This is a genomic window from Saccharomonospora sp. CUA-673 (genome assembly GCF_001942305.1).
GTDB lineage: Bacteria > Actinomycetota > Actinomycetes > Mycobacteriales > Pseudonocardiaceae > Prauserella.
Genome location: NZ_MKKE01000017.1, coordinates 44,027 through 60,535 on the forward strand (window position 1 = coordinate 44,027; position 16,509 = coordinate 60,535).

The window sequence follows — 16,509 nt, forward strand, 5'->3', positions numbered from 1 at the left end:
ACTGTCACAGTTCCCTTCAGCAGCCCCGTGGCCCGTCAGGAAAGCTCGTTCTCCCACGACGTCGCCGTCGGTCACCGTGCGCAGGATTTGTTCCTGGCCATTGGTGGCTGTGTGGCTGACCTTGAGCTGTCCGCTGTGCATGACCAGCAGACGCGACACCGAGTCTCCGGGGCCGTAGACCATCTCGCCCTTCTCGACGCGCAGCGGACGGACAAACTGGGCGATGTGCAGCTGCTGGTCGTGGGCGAGTCCTTGGAAGATCGGCACGCGAGTGACACACAAGTCGTCCTCGGGCATGGCGCAAGCTTACCGGAACCGGCATCGACGGCACCGTAGCGACGCTGACAGAGGCTTCTCGGCAATCGTGACCCGCACTTGATCTGCGTCAAGGAGTTCCGGGCGGCACGAACCTATCGTGAGGGTTGTCAAGAGGGGCACCACCACGAAAGGAAAGCCACAATGACCACCTCCACCACCACACACACTGTCTTGCGGGCCGAGGGATTCTCTTGCCCGTCCTGTGTGGCCAAGATCGAGAAGCAGGTCGGCCGCCTCAAGGGCGTCGAGAGTGTGAAGGTCCACTTCGCCTCCGCCCGCATCGAGATCGACCACGACGCCGAACGCGTCTCCGTGGATGATCTCGTCGCCGCCGTTGCCAAGGCCGGTTACAAGGCCGCTCCTTCGGCGTTCTAGTAGCCGACGCCACGGCCGGGGCGCACACAGCCGTGCCTCATTCCACTTTGCCGGTTCGCCGGCACGAAGCCCAGAAAGGTCGTATCCGAAAGTGAACAGGCTCCAGAAATGGATCTATGGGAACTGGTCGGTTCCCGTCGTGTCCGGCGTGCTCATCGTCATCTCGTTTGCCATCCAGTGGCTGGGCGGAGGGGTGGCCAACATCACCATCGGCCCCCAGTGGTGGGTCGACGCCGCGCCCACGCCACCCACACCGCCGGGGCCTTCACCCTCGGAGACGTCTTCATGCTGGCTGCCGCCGTGGTGGCCGGCTACGGGATCGTGGTGAAGGCTGTTCGGGCGCTGATCGCCAGGGTCATCGGCATCGACTTGCTCGTGTCGGTCGCCGCGATCGGCGCGGTCATCATCGGCAACTTCTGGGAGGCCGCAGCAGTCACGTTCCTGTTCGCGATCGGCCACGCGCTGGAAGCCGCGACACTGAACAAGACACGCTCGGCACTGGCCGAACTCGTCGCCGTCGCCCCGGACTCCGCGATCGTCGTGCGCGAGGGTGAGCAACAGGAGATTCCTGCCGGGCAGGTGAGGATGGGCGAGATCGTACTGGTCAAGAACGGTGCGAAAGTGCCGGTGGACGGTCAGGTCGTCGCCGGCACCGGGGCCCTCGATGAGGCCTCCATCACCGGCGAGTCGATTCCGGTGGAGAAGACCAAGGGCAGCCAGGTTTTCGCAGGTACCGTCTCCCGCGGCGGTTTCCTGCAAGTGTTGGCCACCGGCATCGGCGCGGACACCACCCTGGCCCGCATTATTCACCGGGTGGAGGAGGCCCAGGACGCCAAGGCGAAAACTCAGGCTTTTATCGACCGTTTCTCCCGCTGGTACACACCGGCCGTGATGGTGCTGGCGCTGGTGGCCGGCCTGATCTCCGGTGACGTGGTCTTGGCCCTGACCTTGCTGGTCATCGGCTGCCTGGTGCCTTGGTGATCTCCATTCCGGTCGCGATCGTGGCCGGCATCGGGCGTGCGGCCCGCAACGGCATCCTGATCAAGGGCGGCGAGTTCCTGGAGACCTCCGCGAAGATCTCCGCCGTCGCAGTCGACAAGACCGGCACCCTCACCGAGGGCCGGCCCCGGCTGACCGATGTCGTCGTCCTGGACCCCGCGCTGGAGCGGACCGAGGTGCTGCGCTGGGCAGCGGCCGCCGAGGCCGGCTCCGAGCACCCGCTGGCCCGTCCCATCCTGGAGACGGCCCAAGCCGAGGGAGCAGGCCCGCAGGGCGTCCCCGGCACCGTCACCCCGGTCCCCGGCAAGGGGATCGTGTCTGAGGTCGATGGTCGTCTGGTCGGCAACCCGCCGCTGCTGGAGCAGTACGGCATCGCCGAAGCCGCCGCCGAAGCGACCCGGACGGCTCAGGACCTGGCCGCCGACGGCAAAACGCCCATGATCGTCGCGGTCGACCAGACGGTGATCGGCGTCGTCGCCGTCGCCGATCAGATCCGGCAGGATGCGCCCGAGATGGTTGCCCGCCTGCACCGCGCCGGCGTCGAGAAGGTGGTCATGCTCACCGGGGACACCCGGCTGGTGGCCGAGGCCATCGGGAAGGCCACCGGCATCGACGAGATCCACGCCTCCCTGCTGCCCGAGGACAAGCTGGATGCGGTCACCCAGCTCCAGCGTCAGGGCCACACCATCGCCATGGTCGGCGACGGCGTCAACGACGCCCCGGCTCTGGCTACCGCGAACATCGGCGTGGCGATGGGCGCGGCCGGTTCGGCCGTGGCCGTGGAGACCGCCGACATCGCCCTCATGGGCGACAACCTCCTCAAACTGCCGGAGGCCATCGGCCTGGCCAAGCGGACCGTGTCGGTGATGCGACAGAACATCGCGATCGCTCTGATCACCGTGGTGCTGCTGCTGGCAGGCGTCTTCGCCGGCGGGGTGACCATGTCGATCGGCATGCTCGTCCACGAAGCCTCCGTGCTGGTGGTCATCGCCAACGCCATGCGACTGCTGCGCAACACCCCAGGCTCCACAGCCATGCCGAAGAGCGAGCGGACCACCCCACAGGCAGCCGAGCAGGTATCCGCCTGACCCCAGCCGAGCGACAGCGGGCGCACGGCCTCGGGCACCGGGCACCGGGCACCGGGCACCGGGCACCGGGCACCGGGCACCGGGCACCGGGAAGTTCAAAGACCTCAGCAATCGAAATCAATACACGAACCAGAGGAGACCGAATCATGAGCGGAAACAGCTTCACCCTTGGAGACAACGTCGAGCATTTCACCATCGCGGATGTGGCCAGGGACAACCCCGACTTCCGGAAGGTGCTATGGACCGGTGAGCACGCCCAGATCGTGGTCATGACCATCCCACCCGGCGGCGAGATCGGAGACGAGGTCCACGAACACACCGACCAGATCCTGACCTTCGTCTCCGGAAACGGAGAAGCCGACCTCAACGGCCACACGCACCCCATCGATGCCGGTGACCAGTGCGCTGTACCGGCCGGCGCCCAGCACAACTTCCGTAACACCGGGGACCAGCCGCTGGTGCTGTACACCATCTACAGTCCCCCCGAGCACGCTGCCGGCGCCGCATTCGCCACCCGGGAGGAGGCCGACGCCGCCGAAGCCGCCGGTGAGGACGAACCGCCCCGGCCCTGACCCACACCGTCCCGACGGAACCCGTGCGGGACATCGGAGACACCCTCCCAGTCCAAATCAGAAGGAGATCCATTCATGTCGAAGGTTTATGTCTTCACCGACTACGGCGGACCCGAAGCCCAGCAGCTGATCGACCGACCTGCTCCCATCCCCGGGCCGGGAGGTGGCCATCGAAGTCCGAGCCGCCGGCGTGAACCCGGCGGACTGGAAGATCCGGGAAGGCCACCTGGGGCGTCACTGGAGCCTGCCGGCACCGATGGGATGCGAAGCCGCCGGCGTGGTCACTCAAGTCGGCGACGGAGTCGAGGACTTCGCCGTGGGTGACGAGGTGCTGGGTCTGATGGCACCTGGGCAGGGAGGGATGGCCGAGCACACACTACTACGCGCCTCCACGACTGTGGCCAAGCCCGAGGAGATCTCGTTCACCGACGCCGCCACTATCCCGGTGGCCGCGGCCGCCGCCTATGACGCCACCCACCAGGTCGAACTCGAACCGGGACAGACCCTGCTGCTGCTCGGCGCCGGCGGCGGAGTGGGACTGATGGCCGCACAGATCGGTCGCGTACACGAGTTCACGGTCATCGGTGTGGCCAGCGCAACCAAGCGGGAACTGGTCGAGTCCACCGGCGCGTCTTCATCGAATCCGGTCCAGGCGTGACCGACAGGGTGCGGCAGGCCATCCCCGACGGTCCCGACCTGATCGTCGACCTCGTCGGCGGCGATGCGCTGCGCGCTGTTGCGGACCTGGTGCCCGACCGAACCCGGATCATCTCCGCAGCAGACCCAGACACCGCCGCCGAGCTGGGCGGCCTGTCCCTGACCCGCACGGATGAAGCCATGGTCAAGATCACCGAGGTAATCCAGTACGGGCTGGTCAACCCCCACTCCGACACCCAGTTCGGCCTCGATCAGGCAGATCAGGCGATCGCGGCCGTGGAGACCGGACACGCCGCCGGAAAGATCATCGTGGTCCCCCAAGACTAAAATCGGTCAACAGAGACCGGCGGCGGGATTACAACAGCAAGTCACTACGCCTGCTGGCGCCTTCTGTTCTGCTGCGACGGCAGTTGCGGAACAACCTCAGCCCATCGTCGAGTCAGCGGAGAGGAGCGAACGCAGTCGAGCGATCCGTGAGTGCCTCGGCGTGACCAGCGCTGAGGCCCAACTGATGGCCGCCCTCGAAGCGCGCGAACTCCTCGACGGCCTTGCCGAAGAGCACCGATAATCGGTAGCCCCGCACGCTGCTCGAACGCAATGCACCTGGCGGCGCTGTCGCTGCCAGCGGTAGCAACCCGCAATATGCTGTCGCAGCGTCTCGTTATTGCTGCAACCCTTGAAGTCCACCTGGGGAACTGCGCGGCGGCCGTCCTGGTATATGTGCGCTGCCTGTGCCGCATGCAACGCTCGACCGCAACACCCTGTACGACCCCTCCCGACCATCCGGGCGGGTCTTGCGGAGCGCGCAGACAACGACAGAGCCTGTGGGCGGATATGCGTTACCGAGCTGCGTGCGGGCATCATGCGGGACGTCGACTGCGGAGACTTTGCCACGCCCACAGACAGGCTGAGAGGATTGGGACATGCCGAGTTCTGTACAGTTGATCCGGGCCTCGACCCTGTCCGATGTCGCCGAGTATGCGTACGCCGCAACCGCACCGAGGGACGCTCGGTTGATCTTCCTGGCCGGGTCATGCCCATTGGACCAGGCTGGGAAGACCGTAGCGGTCGGTAACTATGCGGGGCAGGCGGCTGCGTGCACTGAGACGATGCGGCGCGCTCTGGCTGCCGCCGGGGCGACGATCGAGGACGTGATCAGGACGCGTGTGCTCGGTGCCTCGTCGACGCAGGCTGATCTCGTTGCAGCGTGGGAAGTAGTGCGCGATGCGTTCGGAGACCATGACGTGCCGAGCACGCTGATGGGAGTCACGGTGCTGGGATACGACGATCAGCTAGTCGAACTCGAAGCGGTTGCCGCCGTCGTCGACTGACAGTGTCGACCATCTTGCTCGCCGGTCAGGCTTTCACACGAGGCGACGTAACTTGACGAATCGCGGATCGCGAGCCGGTCTCAGCGGGTCGCGGGTAGTGTCGGTGATTCCGACGGGGTTGGCGAGGACGGGTGCGGCGATGCCCCGTCAGAGAACGTCGCGACCGACGACGGCAAAGCAGAAAAGTGGCCGTGTCACATGTCGCGGAAATGCTCGCCCTCGATCTGCAAGAGGTGTGGCGGCTCGAAGAAGGGGTCTGAACATCCGAGGCGAGAGGACCACTCCTCGGCGAGGTTCGCCTATTCGTCGCCAGGACCGAAGTGTGGTCGGCGGGGTGGCAGCCGGCGGGGCCGTTCCTCCGTCCTGAGCGTCGCGGACCTCTCACGGTGGAAGGGGTCAAGTTGATACGAGTTCGTCTCGACGGCGCGTGCGCCCCCTTTCCACTGGGAGGGCGTCGTCCCATGGCATGAGCGCTTCGCGATTGGAGTGTCCATGCCCACCACTGTTCTCGCCGTGGCCGCCGCTTCTTGGGGCGTGGTCATGGCCCTCGCCCCACTGCTCCAACTAGGCAGGAGCTGGGTCGACGCTCCTCGGACGACGTGTCCATCGGCTACCTGGTGCTTCTGTTGCCGGGGTTCTGCCTGTGGGTCAGCTACGGGATTGCGTCCGGTGACACCGCCTTGGCTATTCCGAACTCTGCGGCAGCAGTCATTGCTGCTTTGACCAGCGCTGTTGCCATTCGGTTGCGCAAGGTTGCGCCCGACGAGGACACAAGAAATCTATTGAACTAGCGGCGGCAACGCGTTGGCTCACACGTCCCGAGGAGAGAACCACACGGGCCCACAGCCTCTGGACGCGAGGGAAGGCTGGTGATGTATGAGCAACGGGCCTCTCGCCGACAGGAGGACTGAGTTGATACGACCACGGAGGAGCCGGAGCTGACGAGCGTGTCCGCCTCCCGATCGCGCATGTTGCCAGGAGCAAATACGCCGTCGGCGCCTCGGGATGCCCGCCATTCGTCACGCAGGCCCGCCCGCTACTCCGAACCGTATGGGGGCGGCGAGCGGGCGATGGCGAGGGGTTATGCGATCGCCGCGAGGAGTTCGTTGCAGGCTTGTTCGCAGGCCCGGCAGGCTTCAGCGCAGACGCGGCAGTGTTCGTGGTGGCCGGCGTGCTGCTCGCACTCGTCGCCGCAGGACTTGCATGCCTGGGCGCAGGCCTGGAGTTGGGCTCGGGTGAGGTTGGCGTCGTAGCCGGTGTGTCGGGACAGGACGCGGGCGGTGGTGGAGCAGATGTCGGCGCAGTCGAGGTTGGTGCGGATGCACTTGCGCAGCTCGGCCACCATCTCCTCGCTCAGGCAGGCATCGGCGCAGGCGGTACATGCCTGGGCGCACGCCACCAGGGTGTCGACGGTGCGGGCGAGTAGGTCTCGGTCGAGGTTGATCTCCGCGGGGTAGGTGTTCATCATCTCGGCGGTCTTCATGGCTTGCTCCCTTGTCTGGTCGGGTGCGACGCCGAAGCGTGCCGCGGCGTCGCAGGTGCCCTTCCGACGCTACGGCGTCACGGCGGGTAAACCCATGAAGGTTCCATGAAGAAAGGTCGACCCGCGCGGTAGAGCCGCCCTCGGGCGCCTGTCCGGGCTGTTCTGCCTGCGGCGCATCCTCACGGCTGCCTGATATCGCGGCAGACTAGATCGTCCCCTCCCCTCACGTTCCGAGTTGGAGGGTGGTGAGGCAGGTGGCCCCCTCTTTGCTGGTGGAGAAGTTGCTCTGGCCGGTGCGCCCGTCGTGGGTGACCTCGATGGTGCCCTCGATGTCGCGCGGGAGCCAGAAGCCGACGAAGCCGTTGTCGAATGTGGTCACCTGCTCATCGACGAGGACCTCGCCGGTCTCGTCGATGATGCGCACGCCGATGTCCTCGTTGGCCAGCTCGCCGCGGCAGGTGGTCAGGGAGTGGTAGTAGCACTCATGGGTCTCATCGACGTAGGGGGCAACGGACAGGTAGAACCGGTCCTCGCCCAGTGGGACCGCGATCTCCCGCTGCCGTCGGCGAGGACAAGCTGGTCCGCGCGCACGGAGGCCATGAGGTCGGTCGGACGCTCGGTTACGGGTACCCGGTCGAGGTGGTCGACGATCTGGGTTCCGTCCATGCCGTCCAGGTCGTGTGCGGCAAAGAAATCGGCCTGATCGGTGGTGATGACAGGTGTGCTGGCCGGCGCCTGGTCGGCCTCGGGTGCGGTGCTGGAGCAGCCGGCAAGGGTCAGAAGGAGCGCGGCGGCCGCTGCGATCAGGTGGCGTCTCACCCGCCCTATTCTGCCGTATCGGAACCATCTACCCGCCCAGGCCCTTGGTCCTGCATCGTCCCCAGCGCTCCCTCTGTCTGTCGCATTGAGGCTACCTGGCACTGGGTGGGGTGCCGTTCTTGGACAATGGAGGCATGACGGTGATGACTACTGATCGCCAGCTGCCTCGGGTGCTGGTGGTCGATGACGAGGCGCCGTTGGCGCGGCTGGTGAGCGCCTACCTCGAACGCGACGGGTTCGCGGTCGAAAGCGTCGCCGATGGCCTGATGGCGGTGGAGTTGGTGCGGCGGTGGAACCCCGCCGTGGTGGTGCTGGACCTGGGGCTGCCCGGGATGGACGGGATCGAGGTGTGCCGGGCGGTGCGGGCATTCTCGGACTGTTACATCGTCATGCTTACCGCCCGGGTGCAGGAGCCCGACCGACTCAAGGGCTTGCTGGTCGGGGCGGATGACTATGTGATCAAGCCGTTCAGTCCTAAGGAGTTGGTGGCCCGGGTCCGGGTGATGCTGCGCCGCCCCCGGCAGGCCGACGAGCCGGTGATCGAGGTCGGCGCGCTGAGGGTGGATGTGGCCGGGCGGGAGGTGCACGTAGACGGTGCGCCGGTGGACCTGACCCGTATCGAGTTCGACGTGCTCGCCGCCCTGGCCACGCGGGCGCAGGTGGTGTTCACCCGCCGGGAGCTGATCGAGGAGGTGTGGGGGCCGGACTGGGTGGGCGATGACCACCTGGTCGATGTCCACATCGGCCACGTGCGCCGCAAGCTGGGAGACGACGCGGCCGATCCGGTGTTCATCAAGACGGTGCGCGGGGTCGGTTATCGGATGGGCGCCGGGCGGTGAAGGCGCAGCGGTGGGGGCTGGGCACTCGACTGCTGCTGGCCACCGTCGCGGTGGTGCTGGTCGGTGCCGGCACGGCGTGGCTGGTCGCCGCGAGCCTCGGCCCGCGGATCTTCCACGAGCACATGGTCGCCGGCCAGGCAGCGGATGAGCCGGTGGTCTATCACGCCGAGTGGGCCTTCCGCGACGCCTCCACATTGTCCCTCTCCTTGGCCCTGCTGGCGGCGCTGGTGGCGTCGGTTGCGGTGAGCCTGTTCCTCACCCGCCGGGTGACGGTCTCTTTGACGGCGGCTACCACCGCCGCCCGGGCGGTGGCCTCGGGAGAGCACTCGGTTCGGGTCCCACATGTGGGCATGGGCCGGGAGCTCGATGAACTGGCCGAGGCGCTGAACACCACGGCCACCGACCTGGCCGAGGTCGAGGCCACCCGCACCCGGATGCTCGGCAACCTCGCACACGAGATACGCACCCCCTTGGCCATCCTCGACGGATACCTCCAGGCCATTGCCGACGGCGTCCACGACGCCGATGAGGAAACCGTGACCCTGCTGCGCGACCAGGTCACCCGCCTGGCCCGGCTCGGAGAGGACATCGCGCTGGTGACCACCGCCGAGGAGGGCCGGCTGACCATGCGCCGGACCCGGGTGGCCGTCACCGATCTGCTCAGCACCGCCCGGGCGCAGGCCGAGAGCCGTTACCGGGAACGCGGCGTGGCACTGACCGTCGAGGTCTCACCGGCAGCAGCCCACGCAATGGTGGAGGTCGACCCCGACCGGCTCGGGCAGGTCCTGACCAATCTGCTCGATAACGCCTTGCGGCACACCCCTGCCGGCGGGCACGTCGAGCTGGCCGCAGACCGAGACGGCCCCTGGCTGAGTGTGCAAGTCCGCGACGACGGTGAGGGCATCGCGGCTGAGCACCTGCCCCACCTGTTCGACCGGTTCTATCGGGTCGACACCGCCCGCGACCGCGCTCACGGTGGTTCCGGGGTGGGCTTGGCGATCGCGCGGGCCATCACCCGCGCTCACGGCGGCACCGTGACCGCCACCAGCGCCGGTCCCGGGGCCGGGTCGACATTCACCGTCAGAGTCTCTGCCGCGCGGGTTGACGGCACGAGGTAGATGAAGAGTCGATGAAGATGGCCGCGTCGGTTAGGAGCCGGGCGGGCTGATATCGTTAACTGATTCTGGGCAGGTCCCACCATGCCCGGCGACCGCGTGACGTGAGCGGTCAGTGACCGGCGCGTGGATCATGCCCTCATGACGTGATGGAGTTCTTGGAGAGGACACTGCTTGTGCAGAAGAAGACACTGCCCGCCATCGGCGCTGCCGTTGCCCTGGCACTGACCCTCGCGGCGTGCGGAGGCACCACCGAGGACGCCGGCCCGGCCCAAACTCCGGGGGCGGCCACCTCCGAGACGACGACCTCTACTCCCGGGACGACAACATCGGACGGGCAGGTCGACCAGGCGCACAACGATGCCGACACCATGTTCGCCCAGATGATGATCGTCCACCATGAGGGCGCCATCGAGATGGCCGACCTGGCCGTTGAGAAGGCCGCCTCGGAGGAGGTCCGGCCCCTGGCCGAGGGTATTTCTGCGGCCCAGGGACCGGAGATCGAGCAGATGACCTCCTGGCTGGAAGCGTGGGGTGAGGACACCATGCCGATGGATGGCATGGACCATACGGACCATGGCGGGATGGACATGGAGGGAATGAGCCAGGAAGAGGCCATGGCCGAACTCGAAGGCCTGTCCGGCACCGAGTTCGATCGACGCTTCCTGGAACTGATGATCGCCCACCACCAGGCGCGGTCGAGATGGCCCAGACCCAGCTAGATGACGGAGAGAATCCCCAGGCGCTTGAGCTGGCGCAGCAGATCATCGACGACCAGCAAGCCGAGATCAGCGAGATGGAAGACTTGCTCGCCACCCTGTGAAGGAGTGGCGCTCGAAGCCGATTGCCCGGCGAAAGTCGGTGCTGAGCCAGAGATCAGCGAAGAGCCTGCCGAATGCAGCGCCCCACCGTCTGACCTCCGCAGTAAACCCAGCGGAGTCTGGGCCACCGGGTCGAAGGTTCCACTGGGCGCGGGCGTAGCCCTGTGCAATGGACACGAGGCGTTGATCCCTCAGCAGGACGGGGTCCGTTCTTGTCCAAGCTTTGGGGTGAAGCGGTTCTGTGGGATCAGGTTTCGCTCCGGCATACTCTCGAATCGTGTGCGCTCACGGTTGCGTGCCAGCTGCGGGTCAACCCTTGGCGGGCGGGGGCGCGCCCGTGTCTTGATCCGGTGTCTGGGCCATCTTTGCCGGATTGACGTGCACGGAGGCCCAATCCAGGTGGGGGACGTGTCGGCGCAGCCGGTCATGGACGCCGTGGGCGATGCCGTGACTGGCCGCGACGGTCAGGGCGGGGTCGACCGCGATGTCCAGATCGGTTTCGAGGCGGTGGCCGATCCACCGGGCGCGTGCCCGGTCCACCGACACGACCCCCGACACCTCAGCCGCGGTGGCCTCCACCAGGTCCAAGGTGCCGGCATCGATGCCGTCCATGAGCCGCCGCACCACCGTGCGCATCGAGCTGATGAGCACGGCCACGATGACGACGGCGATGACCAAGCCGATGACCGGGTCCACCCACGGCACGCCCACCCAGGCGCCAGTGACCCCGATGACGACCGCCAGTGAGGTCAAGGCATCGGTGCGGGCGTGCTGGCCCTCGGCGATGAGAGCCGCCGAGCCGATGCGTCGCCCGGCCCGGATGCGATAGATGGCCACGATTTCGTTGCCGGCCGCCCCGACGAGGGAAGCGGCGAGCACCCAGCCGAGGTGGGTCATGTCCCGCTGGGTCGCCAGCGCCTGGAACGACTCCCACACGATGAGCCCGGCGGAGAGCGCGATCACCGCACCGATCAGGAGGCCAACGAGGTCCTCGGCCCGGCGGAACCCATAGCTGTAGCGCCGCGTGGGGGCGCGGCGGCCGAGGCGGAAGGCGATGATCAACGGGATCGTTGTGGCCAGATGCCCGAGGTTGTGCAGAGTGTCGGCCAGCAGAGCAACCGATCCGCTGAGCCACACGATGACGATCTGTAGCAGCGCCGTGGCGCCCATCCCGGCGAGACTGATCCAGGCGGCGCGGATTCCCACCGATGTCGCCTCATCGGCGGTCTGGATCGCCTCGGTGTGGTCATGGCTGTGCGGTACCAGGGCGTGCTTGACCCGGACCCACACTCCACCGTGAACGTGCGGGTGGCGGAGTTCGTGAACGCCGTCGTCGTCATGAGGCTGGCGACGCCCTCGGCCATGGTCATCGGCGTCGTATATCGGTTCCACCCTTCCATCGTACCTACGCACCTACGCAGGTAACAAGGTTGCGATATACTGACACGGTGCATGATGAGCCTGTACGTCCTGTGCCCGACGATGAGCACGCCGGGATCGCCACGGAGACTTTCCGTATGCTCTCCGATCCCACCCGGGTAAAGATCCTGTGGGCGCTGTTTGAGGGCGAGTCCAGCGTCAATGTCTTGGCCGAACTCGTTGGCGCCGCGCCAACGGCGGTGAGCCAGCATCTGTCCAAGTTACGCCTTGCGGGTCTGGTGGAGAGCCGACGTGAAGGCACGTTCGCGTACTACTCCGCTACGGACTCGCACGTGCATCGCCTTCTCGCCGAGGCCCTTTCCCACGCCGAGCACGTCACCGGGGCTGCCGCCGGAGAGGACCCCCACAGCTACGGCACTCGCACCGCAGATCCCGGCGCTTCGCGCGATCCTCAATTGACGACCTCGCGCCGAGAGCCAAGGAAGCCATAGGGTGCCGAACTCGGTCCTCGCGGCCAGGTGTCGCTGGAGGCTCCGACACCGCGGCTTCGACGATCCGCTCGGACTCGCGAACGGCATCGCCACCTCGCTACGTGAACAGCGTGTCCCTCCACTGGTGGATGGCTGCACCTGCGTTGTGCCCGAGGGCAGCGAAGGGGACTCTGTTGTGTTCGCGAACCAGCAGGACGCTCAACGCTGGCTCGCAAGCAGCTGACCATCCCCTCCGCGTCTTCATCCTCGCCCACCGCGAGGATACTGTTCCGGACGCCCTTGGCCTCGGACTCATCGCGGGGCGGAGAAACACTGGATCAGGAACTCCGATCATCCAGTGTTCACAATCGTTGCCAACTTTTGGTCACCGCCGTGCCGCCACCTGTGCGTGCAGCTCGGGAAGATACTCGTGAACGAGGCGGGTCGCGTCGATCCCGGTAAGTGCGACGGGAACTTCGCCAAGTTGATGGACGACCAGCAGCGGATCGGCCGAGACGATACGTGTGCTTGTGCCGAGCGCGGGGTGGCCGGCACCAATGAGGGTGTGCCCGTGGATGCGCACGGAGAAAGTGGAGACCGGCAGGTATGTGCGGGGGTCAGCGGCCATGCCGAGATCGTGCAGCAGCGCCTGCGCGGCGTGCGCTCCCTGGGCGGTCGAATCGTCCCAGTGGTCGATCCGATAAGCGCTGTGCCCGGGATAGTGGTGCACCGCCACGCCTCCGGCGGCGTAAATGCGCCGGTCCGGGGCATGCAGAGACCGTAGGTGACTGTCGACAGGTATGCCCTCGGGTCCGGTCCAGGGAGCCGGCGCGGTAGGCGCGGTGCCGTGAGCGACGATCGCGAGATCGCCTTCTACGCGAGTGCCATCGTCGAGGACGACGGCGACGCGATCGGAGTGAGTGCGGATCGAACGCGCGCTTCGGCCGAGGTAGGCGGCGTGCTGGGGCTGATGCAGGTCGAGCAGCCGCCGGGCGGCGGGTTCGCCGATCGCGCTCGCGCCCGGTACGAGTGAGCGGGCGATGAGGGCGGTGTCGTGGCCCGCATCGGTGAGCAGTGACGCGGTCTCCGAAGCGACCAGGCCGCCACCGAGGATCAGCACCCGCGCCGGGGAGGCGTGGGCTAGGCGGTCACGTACACGGACGCCGTCGGCCATCGAATGCAGAGTGGTCAGGCGACCTGTACGCACGGCCTCGTCGCGGCCGATGATCTCCTCATCAAGGATGCGAGGCCGGCTTCCGCTGGCGATGACGAGCGCGTCGAAGGCTCGCCTCTCGCCGGAGTCGAGACGAACCTCTCGGGTTCGCGGGTCGATGGCGCGTACGGTATCGGCAGTAGGCACGACCCCACCATCGGGAAGCGCTGCCTGGTGGGGTTCCAGTAGCCCGATGGCCACGCCCTTGTTGACCAGGGTCCGGTTGGAAGGCTGTTCGCCGGTTCGGGTGAACAGTTCGACGTCGACGCCCGAAGCGTGCAGGGCTTTCGTGGCGGCGGTTCCGGCTGCGCCGGCGCCGATGATTCCGACTGTCGAGGTCATCAGGCGTCCTCCGTCTCTTTTGCGACCTGGGTGAAGGCTGGCAGCAGGATTGCGTCGATGAACCAGGGTGCGTCATCGGGGTCGAGGCGTCCTGCTCGGACTTCCTCTGCTGCGCCGTTCATCACCACGTGGGTCGTGGTGAGCAGCCAGGTCACGGGGAGGTCGTTGCGGAACGCGCCCTCACGCTGGCCCCGGAGCAGCAGGGTGCGCATGCGCGCCTCGGCCTTCTCGTGCAGCTCGCGGATGCGGGCTGCGGGAAGTTCTTTCTGCGCGGCCGCCAACAAAGCACCGGACTGGTCGACGAGCACCCAGCTGGACGAAACCAGGCGCTGAAACGCCGCTGCGGCCTCGCCGTCGAGAGACACCTCTTTGAGCACGTCTTCGCCGCGTTCAAGGCTGTCCACCAACGCTTCTTCGATGAGCTCGGCGCGGGTCTGGAAGTGGCCATACAGCGTCATGCGGCCCACCCCTGCCTCCGCGGCGATGTCGGCGACCGAGGCGTCGGGGTTCTTGCGGATCGCCGTCACGGTCGCGGCGAGGATCTTCGCCCGGTTGCGCTGGGCGTCGGCCCGCTGGTTGGCCGCGCGGTTCGCTGTCGCCGGGGCGCGACGGGTGCCCCGTGTCGCCTGAGCCTTCTTCGTCGGCATCGTCCACCTCGCAAGTCGTATGGGAATGTATGAGATAGTGTAGCTGTTACATCCTGTACACCGATGCTTGAGTTACGGTGTCGTCGCCGGATCGGCGACGGACACACACGAGAGGAGCAGAGCGCTATGAGTACGACACACACGCCTCCGGGGGGGGTGCGACATGAGCGGCACGAGCGCACCGGCAGCACGGACCGGCGCCAAGCAGTGGTGGGGTCTTGCGGTCCTGGTGATCCCCTCCACCCTGCTGTTCATGATGCTGACGATCCTGTTCCTGGCGGCACCAAACTTGGCCACCGACCTGAACCCGTCGAGCGCGGAGCTGCTGTGGATTCTCGACATCTACGGCTTCGTGATGGCCGGGTTCCTGGTCGCAATGGGCGTGCTCGGAGACCGGGTGGGCAAACGCCGCCTGATGGTGATCGGCGCGGTCTTGTTCGCAGTCGTCTCCATCGCGGCCGCGCTGACGACCGAGCCGTCGCTGATGATCGTCTGGCGCGCAATCCTGGGTCTGGCCGGCGCGATGATGTTGCCCGCAACGCTCGGGTTGATCTTCGTGCTGTTCTCCGACGCGAAACAGCGCGGCGTGGCTATCGGGATATGGGCCGGCGGCATTTCAGCTGGTGTCGCGCTCGGCCCGTTGCTCAGCGGCCTGCTGCTGGAGGCGTATGGATGGGAGGCCACGTTCCTGGTGGCCGTCCCGATCATGGCCCTGGTGGTCATCGGTGCGCCACTCCTCGTGCCCGAGCACCGCGACCCCACGGCGCGGTTTGACCTCTTCAGCGCACTGCTGTTGGTGGCGTCCTTGCTGGCGATCATCTACGGCATCAAACGGTTCGCCACACAGCAACCGGCGGGCCTCTCGATCGCACTACTGGTGGTTGGTGCACTGATCGGCCTGTGGTTCGTGATCAGGCAGCTGCGCGCGAAGCAACCGCTGCTGGACGTGCGCCTGTTCCGCAACAAGACGGTCAGCGGGGCTCTCGCAGTCTTCCTGCTCTCCGCGGCCGCCCTGGGTGGTGTTTACCAGCTGTTCGCACAGTACCTCCAGCAGGTACAAGGCCTGTCACCCTTGCAGGCCGGGTTCGCGATTCTGCCGGCAGCAGCGGTACTGATCGTGATTTCCACCCTCTCTCCGGTGTTCGCGCGGAAGTTCCGGCCCGGGAATGTGATCGCGATCGGCCTGCTTACCCAGGTCGTCGGCTACGTCCTGTTCACCCAGCTCGACGCTGGGACGGGTCTGGCACTGGTGATTGCCAGTTTCGTCATCACCTATCCCGGTGTGGCGCCGTCGATGGCCTTGACCACCGATTTGGTGGTGAGTTCGGTCCCGCCGGAGAAGGCTGGTGGCGCCTCAGGTCTGGCGACCACGGTGAACGATCTCGGCATTTCCCTCGGCGTCGCGCTGATCGGCAGTGTCGGCGTGGTTGCCTACCGAAATCAGATTTCGGGAACGCTCCCGGACGGGCTGCCCGCTGATGCCGCGGCTGCGGCCGCTAACAGCATCGATGGCGCGCTGGTCTCGGCTAGGGAGGTGCCGGGAGCGCTCGGTGAACAATTGGTGACTGCGGCCCAGGAGGCGTTCACCGGCGGGCTGAACACGGCCGCAATCGTATCTGCCGTCGTGGCCGGCATCGCCGCGATCATCGCCGCAACCCGTCTGCGCCACGTCCGCCCCACCGGCGAGGCGCAGCAGGCCGCCGACGAAATGGCCAACCTTTGACCTATACCCCCTAGGGGTATAATCTTGCCCAAGTAGTACACGAGTGAAGGAGTTTCAATCATGAGTACGACCGAGTACCAGGTGAGCGGCATGAGCTGCGGGCACTGCGAGATCGCCATCCGCGCCGAGGTCTCCGAGATCCCCGGCGTCACGGGCGTCGAGGTCAGCGCGACCACCGGCCGCCTGGCTGTGACCGCCGACAATCCGGTCGACGACGCCGCGGTCCTCGCGGCGGTCGACGAGGCCGGATACACCGCTGTCAGGAGCTGAGATGAAGGCACCTGCACGGCTGGGCCTGTACGGGCTGGTCCTCGTGG

20 protein-coding genes and 2 pseudogenes are annotated in these 16,509 nt (G+C 66.7%); 15 read left to right on the forward strand and 7 right to left on the reverse strand.

The window, feature by feature from the left end; all coding sequences use genetic code 11:
- Positions 1-39: 39 nt before the first annotated feature.
- Positions 40-297 (reverse strand): annotated as a pseudogene (locus BJF85_RS09800) (cyclic nucleotide-binding domain-containing protein); the annotation flags it as partial.
- Positions 298-459: 162 nt separating this feature from the next.
- On the opposite strand from BJF85_RS09800, the gene BJF85_RS09805 reads away from it, so the two are divergent.
- From BJF85_RS09805 to BJF85_RS28840, 7 genes are all read left to right on the forward strand, one after another.
- Entirely contained in the window at positions 460-693 is a 234-nt protein-coding gene (locus tag BJF85_RS09805) for a heavy-metal-associated domain-containing protein (RefSeq protein ID WP_075846739.1), read from the forward strand.
- 91 nt (positions 694-784) lie between these two features.
- A complete protein-coding gene (locus BJF85_RS28820; RefSeq protein WP_222844494.1) occupies positions 785-1,021 on the forward strand; it encodes a hypothetical protein in 237 nt (78 codons plus the stop codon).
- Entirely contained in the window at positions 979-1,674 is a 696-nt protein-coding gene (locus tag BJF85_RS28825; RefSeq protein ID WP_222844495.1) for an HAD-IC family P-type ATPase, read from the forward strand. The genes BJF85_RS28820 and BJF85_RS28825 overlap by 43 nt, the downstream gene beginning before the upstream one ends.
- Entirely contained in the window at positions 1,671-2,780 is a 1,110-nt protein-coding gene (locus BJF85_RS28830; protein ID WP_222844496.1) for a cation-translocating P-type ATPase, read from the forward strand. Before BJF85_RS28825 ends, BJF85_RS28830 begins: the two co-directional genes overlap by 4 nt.
- A 146-nt stretch (positions 2,781-2,926) precedes the next feature.
- The gene (locus tag BJF85_RS09815; RefSeq protein ID WP_075846741.1) at positions 2,927-3,352 is read left to right on the forward strand and encodes a cupin domain-containing protein; all 426 of its coding nucleotides are present in this window, start codon (positions 2,927-2,929) and stop codon (positions 3,350-3,352) included.
- 163 nt (positions 3,353-3,515) lie between these two features.
- A complete protein-coding gene (locus BJF85_RS28835) occupies positions 3,516-4,010 on the forward strand; it encodes an alcohol dehydrogenase catalytic domain-containing protein (protein WP_222844497.1) in 495 nt (164 codons plus the stop codon).
- Between the two features lie 8 nt (positions 4,011-4,018).
- The gene (locus tag BJF85_RS28840) at positions 4,019-4,336 is read left to right on the forward strand and encodes a zinc-binding dehydrogenase (protein ID WP_222844498.1); all 318 of its coding nucleotides are present in this window, start codon (positions 4,019-4,021) and stop codon (positions 4,334-4,336) included.
- Positions 4,337-4,448: 112 nt separating this feature from the next.
- Here the strand turns inward: BJF85_RS28840 and BJF85_RS29920 are convergent, their stop codons facing one another.
- The gene (locus tag BJF85_RS29920; RefSeq protein ID WP_255375518.1) at positions 4,449-4,571 is read right to left on the reverse strand and encodes a hypothetical protein; all 123 of its coding nucleotides are present in this window, start codon (positions 4,569-4,571) and stop codon (positions 4,449-4,451) included.
- Positions 4,572-4,932: 361 nt separating this feature from the next.
- Between BJF85_RS29920 and BJF85_RS09825 the strand changes: the two genes are divergently transcribed.
- Together BJF85_RS09825 and BJF85_RS28845 are read left to right on the forward strand one after the other, a co-directional pair.
- Positions 4,933-5,340: a RidA family protein gene (locus tag BJF85_RS09825; protein WP_075846743.1), complete on the forward strand. Its 408-nt coding sequence runs from the start codon at positions 4,933-4,935 to the stop codon at positions 5,338-5,340.
- Positions 5,341-5,939: 599 nt separating this feature from the next.
- On the forward strand, positions 5,940-6,131 hold the full coding sequence (locus BJF85_RS28845; RefSeq protein WP_222844499.1) for a hypothetical protein: 192 nt from the start codon (positions 5,940-5,942) through the stop codon (positions 6,129-6,131).
- Positions 6,132-6,421: 290 nt separating this feature from the next.
- On the opposite strand, the gene BJF85_RS09835 is transcribed toward BJF85_RS28845, so the two are convergent.
- Both BJF85_RS09835 and BJF85_RS09840 read right to left on the reverse strand, forming a co-directional pair.
- On the reverse strand, positions 6,422-6,823 hold the full coding sequence (locus BJF85_RS09835) for a four-helix bundle copper-binding protein (RefSeq protein WP_075846745.1): 402 nt from the start codon (positions 6,821-6,823) through the stop codon (positions 6,422-6,424).
- Positions 6,824-7,046: 223 nt separating this feature from the next.
- Positions 7,047-7,670 carry a CueP family metal-binding protein gene (locus BJF85_RS09840; protein ID WP_255375519.1) on the reverse strand — a complete coding sequence of 208 codons (624 nt, stop codon included), beginning with the start codon at positions 7,668-7,670 and terminating at the stop codon, positions 7,047-7,049.
- A gap of 142 nt (positions 7,671-7,812) precedes the next feature.
- Between BJF85_RS09840 and BJF85_RS09845 the strand changes: the two genes are divergently transcribed.
- From BJF85_RS09845 to BJF85_RS29925, 3 genes and pseudogenes are all read left to right on the forward strand, one after another.
- Positions 7,813-8,481 (forward strand): response regulator transcription factor, encoded by a 669-nt coding sequence (locus BJF85_RS09845; protein WP_255375520.1) that lies wholly within the window; start codon positions 7,813-7,815, stop codon positions 8,479-8,481.
- Positions 8,478-9,599, forward strand: a complete 1,122-nt coding sequence (locus tag BJF85_RS09850) for a cell wall metabolism sensor histidine kinase WalK (RefSeq protein WP_075846749.1) — start codon at positions 8,478-8,480, stop codon at positions 9,597-9,599. Before BJF85_RS09845 ends, BJF85_RS09850 begins: the two co-directional genes overlap by 4 nt.
- 413 nt (positions 9,600-10,012) lie before the next feature.
- A pseudogene (locus BJF85_RS29925) lies at positions 10,013-10,419 on the forward strand (DUF305 domain-containing protein).
- Positions 10,420-10,726: 307 nt separating this feature from the next.
- On the opposite strand, the gene BJF85_RS09860 reads toward BJF85_RS29925, so the two are convergent.
- On the reverse strand, positions 10,727-11,707 hold the full coding sequence (locus BJF85_RS09860; RefSeq protein WP_222844500.1) for a cation diffusion facilitator family transporter: 981 nt from the start codon (positions 11,705-11,707) through the stop codon (positions 10,727-10,729).
- Positions 11,708-11,865: 158 nt separating this feature from the next.
- Here BJF85_RS09860 and BJF85_RS09865 point away from each other — a divergent pair, with 158 nt between their 5' ends.
- Positions 11,866-12,288 carry an ArsR/SmtB family transcription factor gene (locus BJF85_RS09865; protein ID WP_369822134.1) on the forward strand — a complete coding sequence of 141 codons (423 nt, stop codon included), beginning with the start codon at positions 11,866-11,868 and terminating at the stop codon, positions 12,286-12,288.
- A 364-nt stretch (positions 12,289-12,652) separates the two neighbouring features.
- On the opposite strand, the gene BJF85_RS09870 is transcribed toward BJF85_RS09865, so the two are convergent.
- Both BJF85_RS09870 and BJF85_RS09875 read right to left on the reverse strand, forming a co-directional pair.
- Positions 12,653-13,822 (reverse strand): FAD-dependent oxidoreductase, encoded by a 1,170-nt coding sequence (locus BJF85_RS09870; RefSeq protein ID WP_075846751.1) that lies wholly within the window; start codon positions 13,820-13,822, stop codon positions 12,653-12,655.
- The gene (locus BJF85_RS09875; protein ID WP_075846753.1) at positions 13,822-14,469 is read right to left on the reverse strand and encodes a TetR/AcrR family transcriptional regulator; all 648 of its coding nucleotides are present in this window, start codon (positions 14,467-14,469) and stop codon (positions 13,822-13,824) included. Before BJF85_RS09875 ends, BJF85_RS09870 begins: the two co-directional genes overlap by 1 nt.
- A 163-nt stretch (positions 14,470-14,632) precedes the next feature.
- Here BJF85_RS09875 and BJF85_RS09880 point away from each other — a divergent pair, with 163 nt between their 5' ends.
- Complete coding sequence (locus BJF85_RS09880) at positions 14,633-16,192, forward strand: MFS transporter (protein ID WP_075846755.1); 1,560 nt, start codon at positions 14,633-14,635, stop codon at positions 16,190-16,192.
- Between the two features lie 60 nt (positions 16,193-16,252).
- Entirely contained in the window at positions 16,253-16,462 is a 210-nt protein-coding gene (locus BJF85_RS09885) for a heavy-metal-associated domain-containing protein (protein ID WP_187346895.1), read from the forward strand.
- Positions 16,463-16,509: the final 47 nt, after the last annotated feature.

What these genes read in the sequence shown, in the direction of transcription:
- BJF85_RS09805 (WP_075846739.1), top strand. Translation starts at nt 460, where the DNA reads ATGACCACCTCCACCACCACACACACTGTCTTGCGGGCCGAGGGATTC.
- BJF85_RS28825 (WP_222844495.1), top strand. Translation starts at nt 979, where the DNA reads ATGCTGGCTGCCGCCGTGGTGGCCGGCTACGGGATCGTGGTGAAGGCT.
- BJF85_RS09815 (WP_075846741.1), top strand. Translation starts at nt 2,927, where the DNA reads ATGAGCGGAAACAGCTTCACCCTTGGAGACAACGTCGAGCATTTCACC.
- BJF85_RS09825 (WP_075846743.1), top strand. Translation starts at nt 4,933, where the DNA reads ATGCCGAGTTCTGTACAGTTGATCCGGGCCTCGACCCTGTCCGATGTC.
- BJF85_RS09835 (WP_075846745.1), bottom strand. Translation starts at nt 6,823, where the DNA reads ATGAAGACCGCCGAGATGATGAACACCTACCCCGCGGAGATCAACCTC.
- BJF85_RS09840 (WP_255375519.1), bottom strand. Translation starts at nt 7,670, where the DNA reads ATGGTTCCGATACGGCAGAATAGGGCGGGTGAGACGCCACCTGATCGC.
- BJF85_RS09870 (WP_075846751.1), bottom strand. Translation starts at nt 13,822, where the DNA reads ATGACCTCGACAGTCGGAATCATCGGCGCCGGCGCAGCCGGAACCGCC.
- BJF85_RS09875 (WP_075846753.1), bottom strand. Translation starts at nt 14,469, where the DNA reads ATGCCGACGAAGAAGGCTCAGGCGACACGGGGCACCCGTCGCGCCCCG.
- BJF85_RS09880 (WP_075846755.1), top strand. Translation starts at nt 14,633, where the DNA reads ATGAGCGGCACGAGCGCACCGGCAGCACGGACCGGCGCCAAGCAGTGG.
- BJF85_RS09885 (WP_187346895.1), top strand. Translation starts at nt 16,253, where the DNA reads ATGAGTACGACCGAGTACCAGGTGAGCGGCATGAGCTGCGGGCACTGC.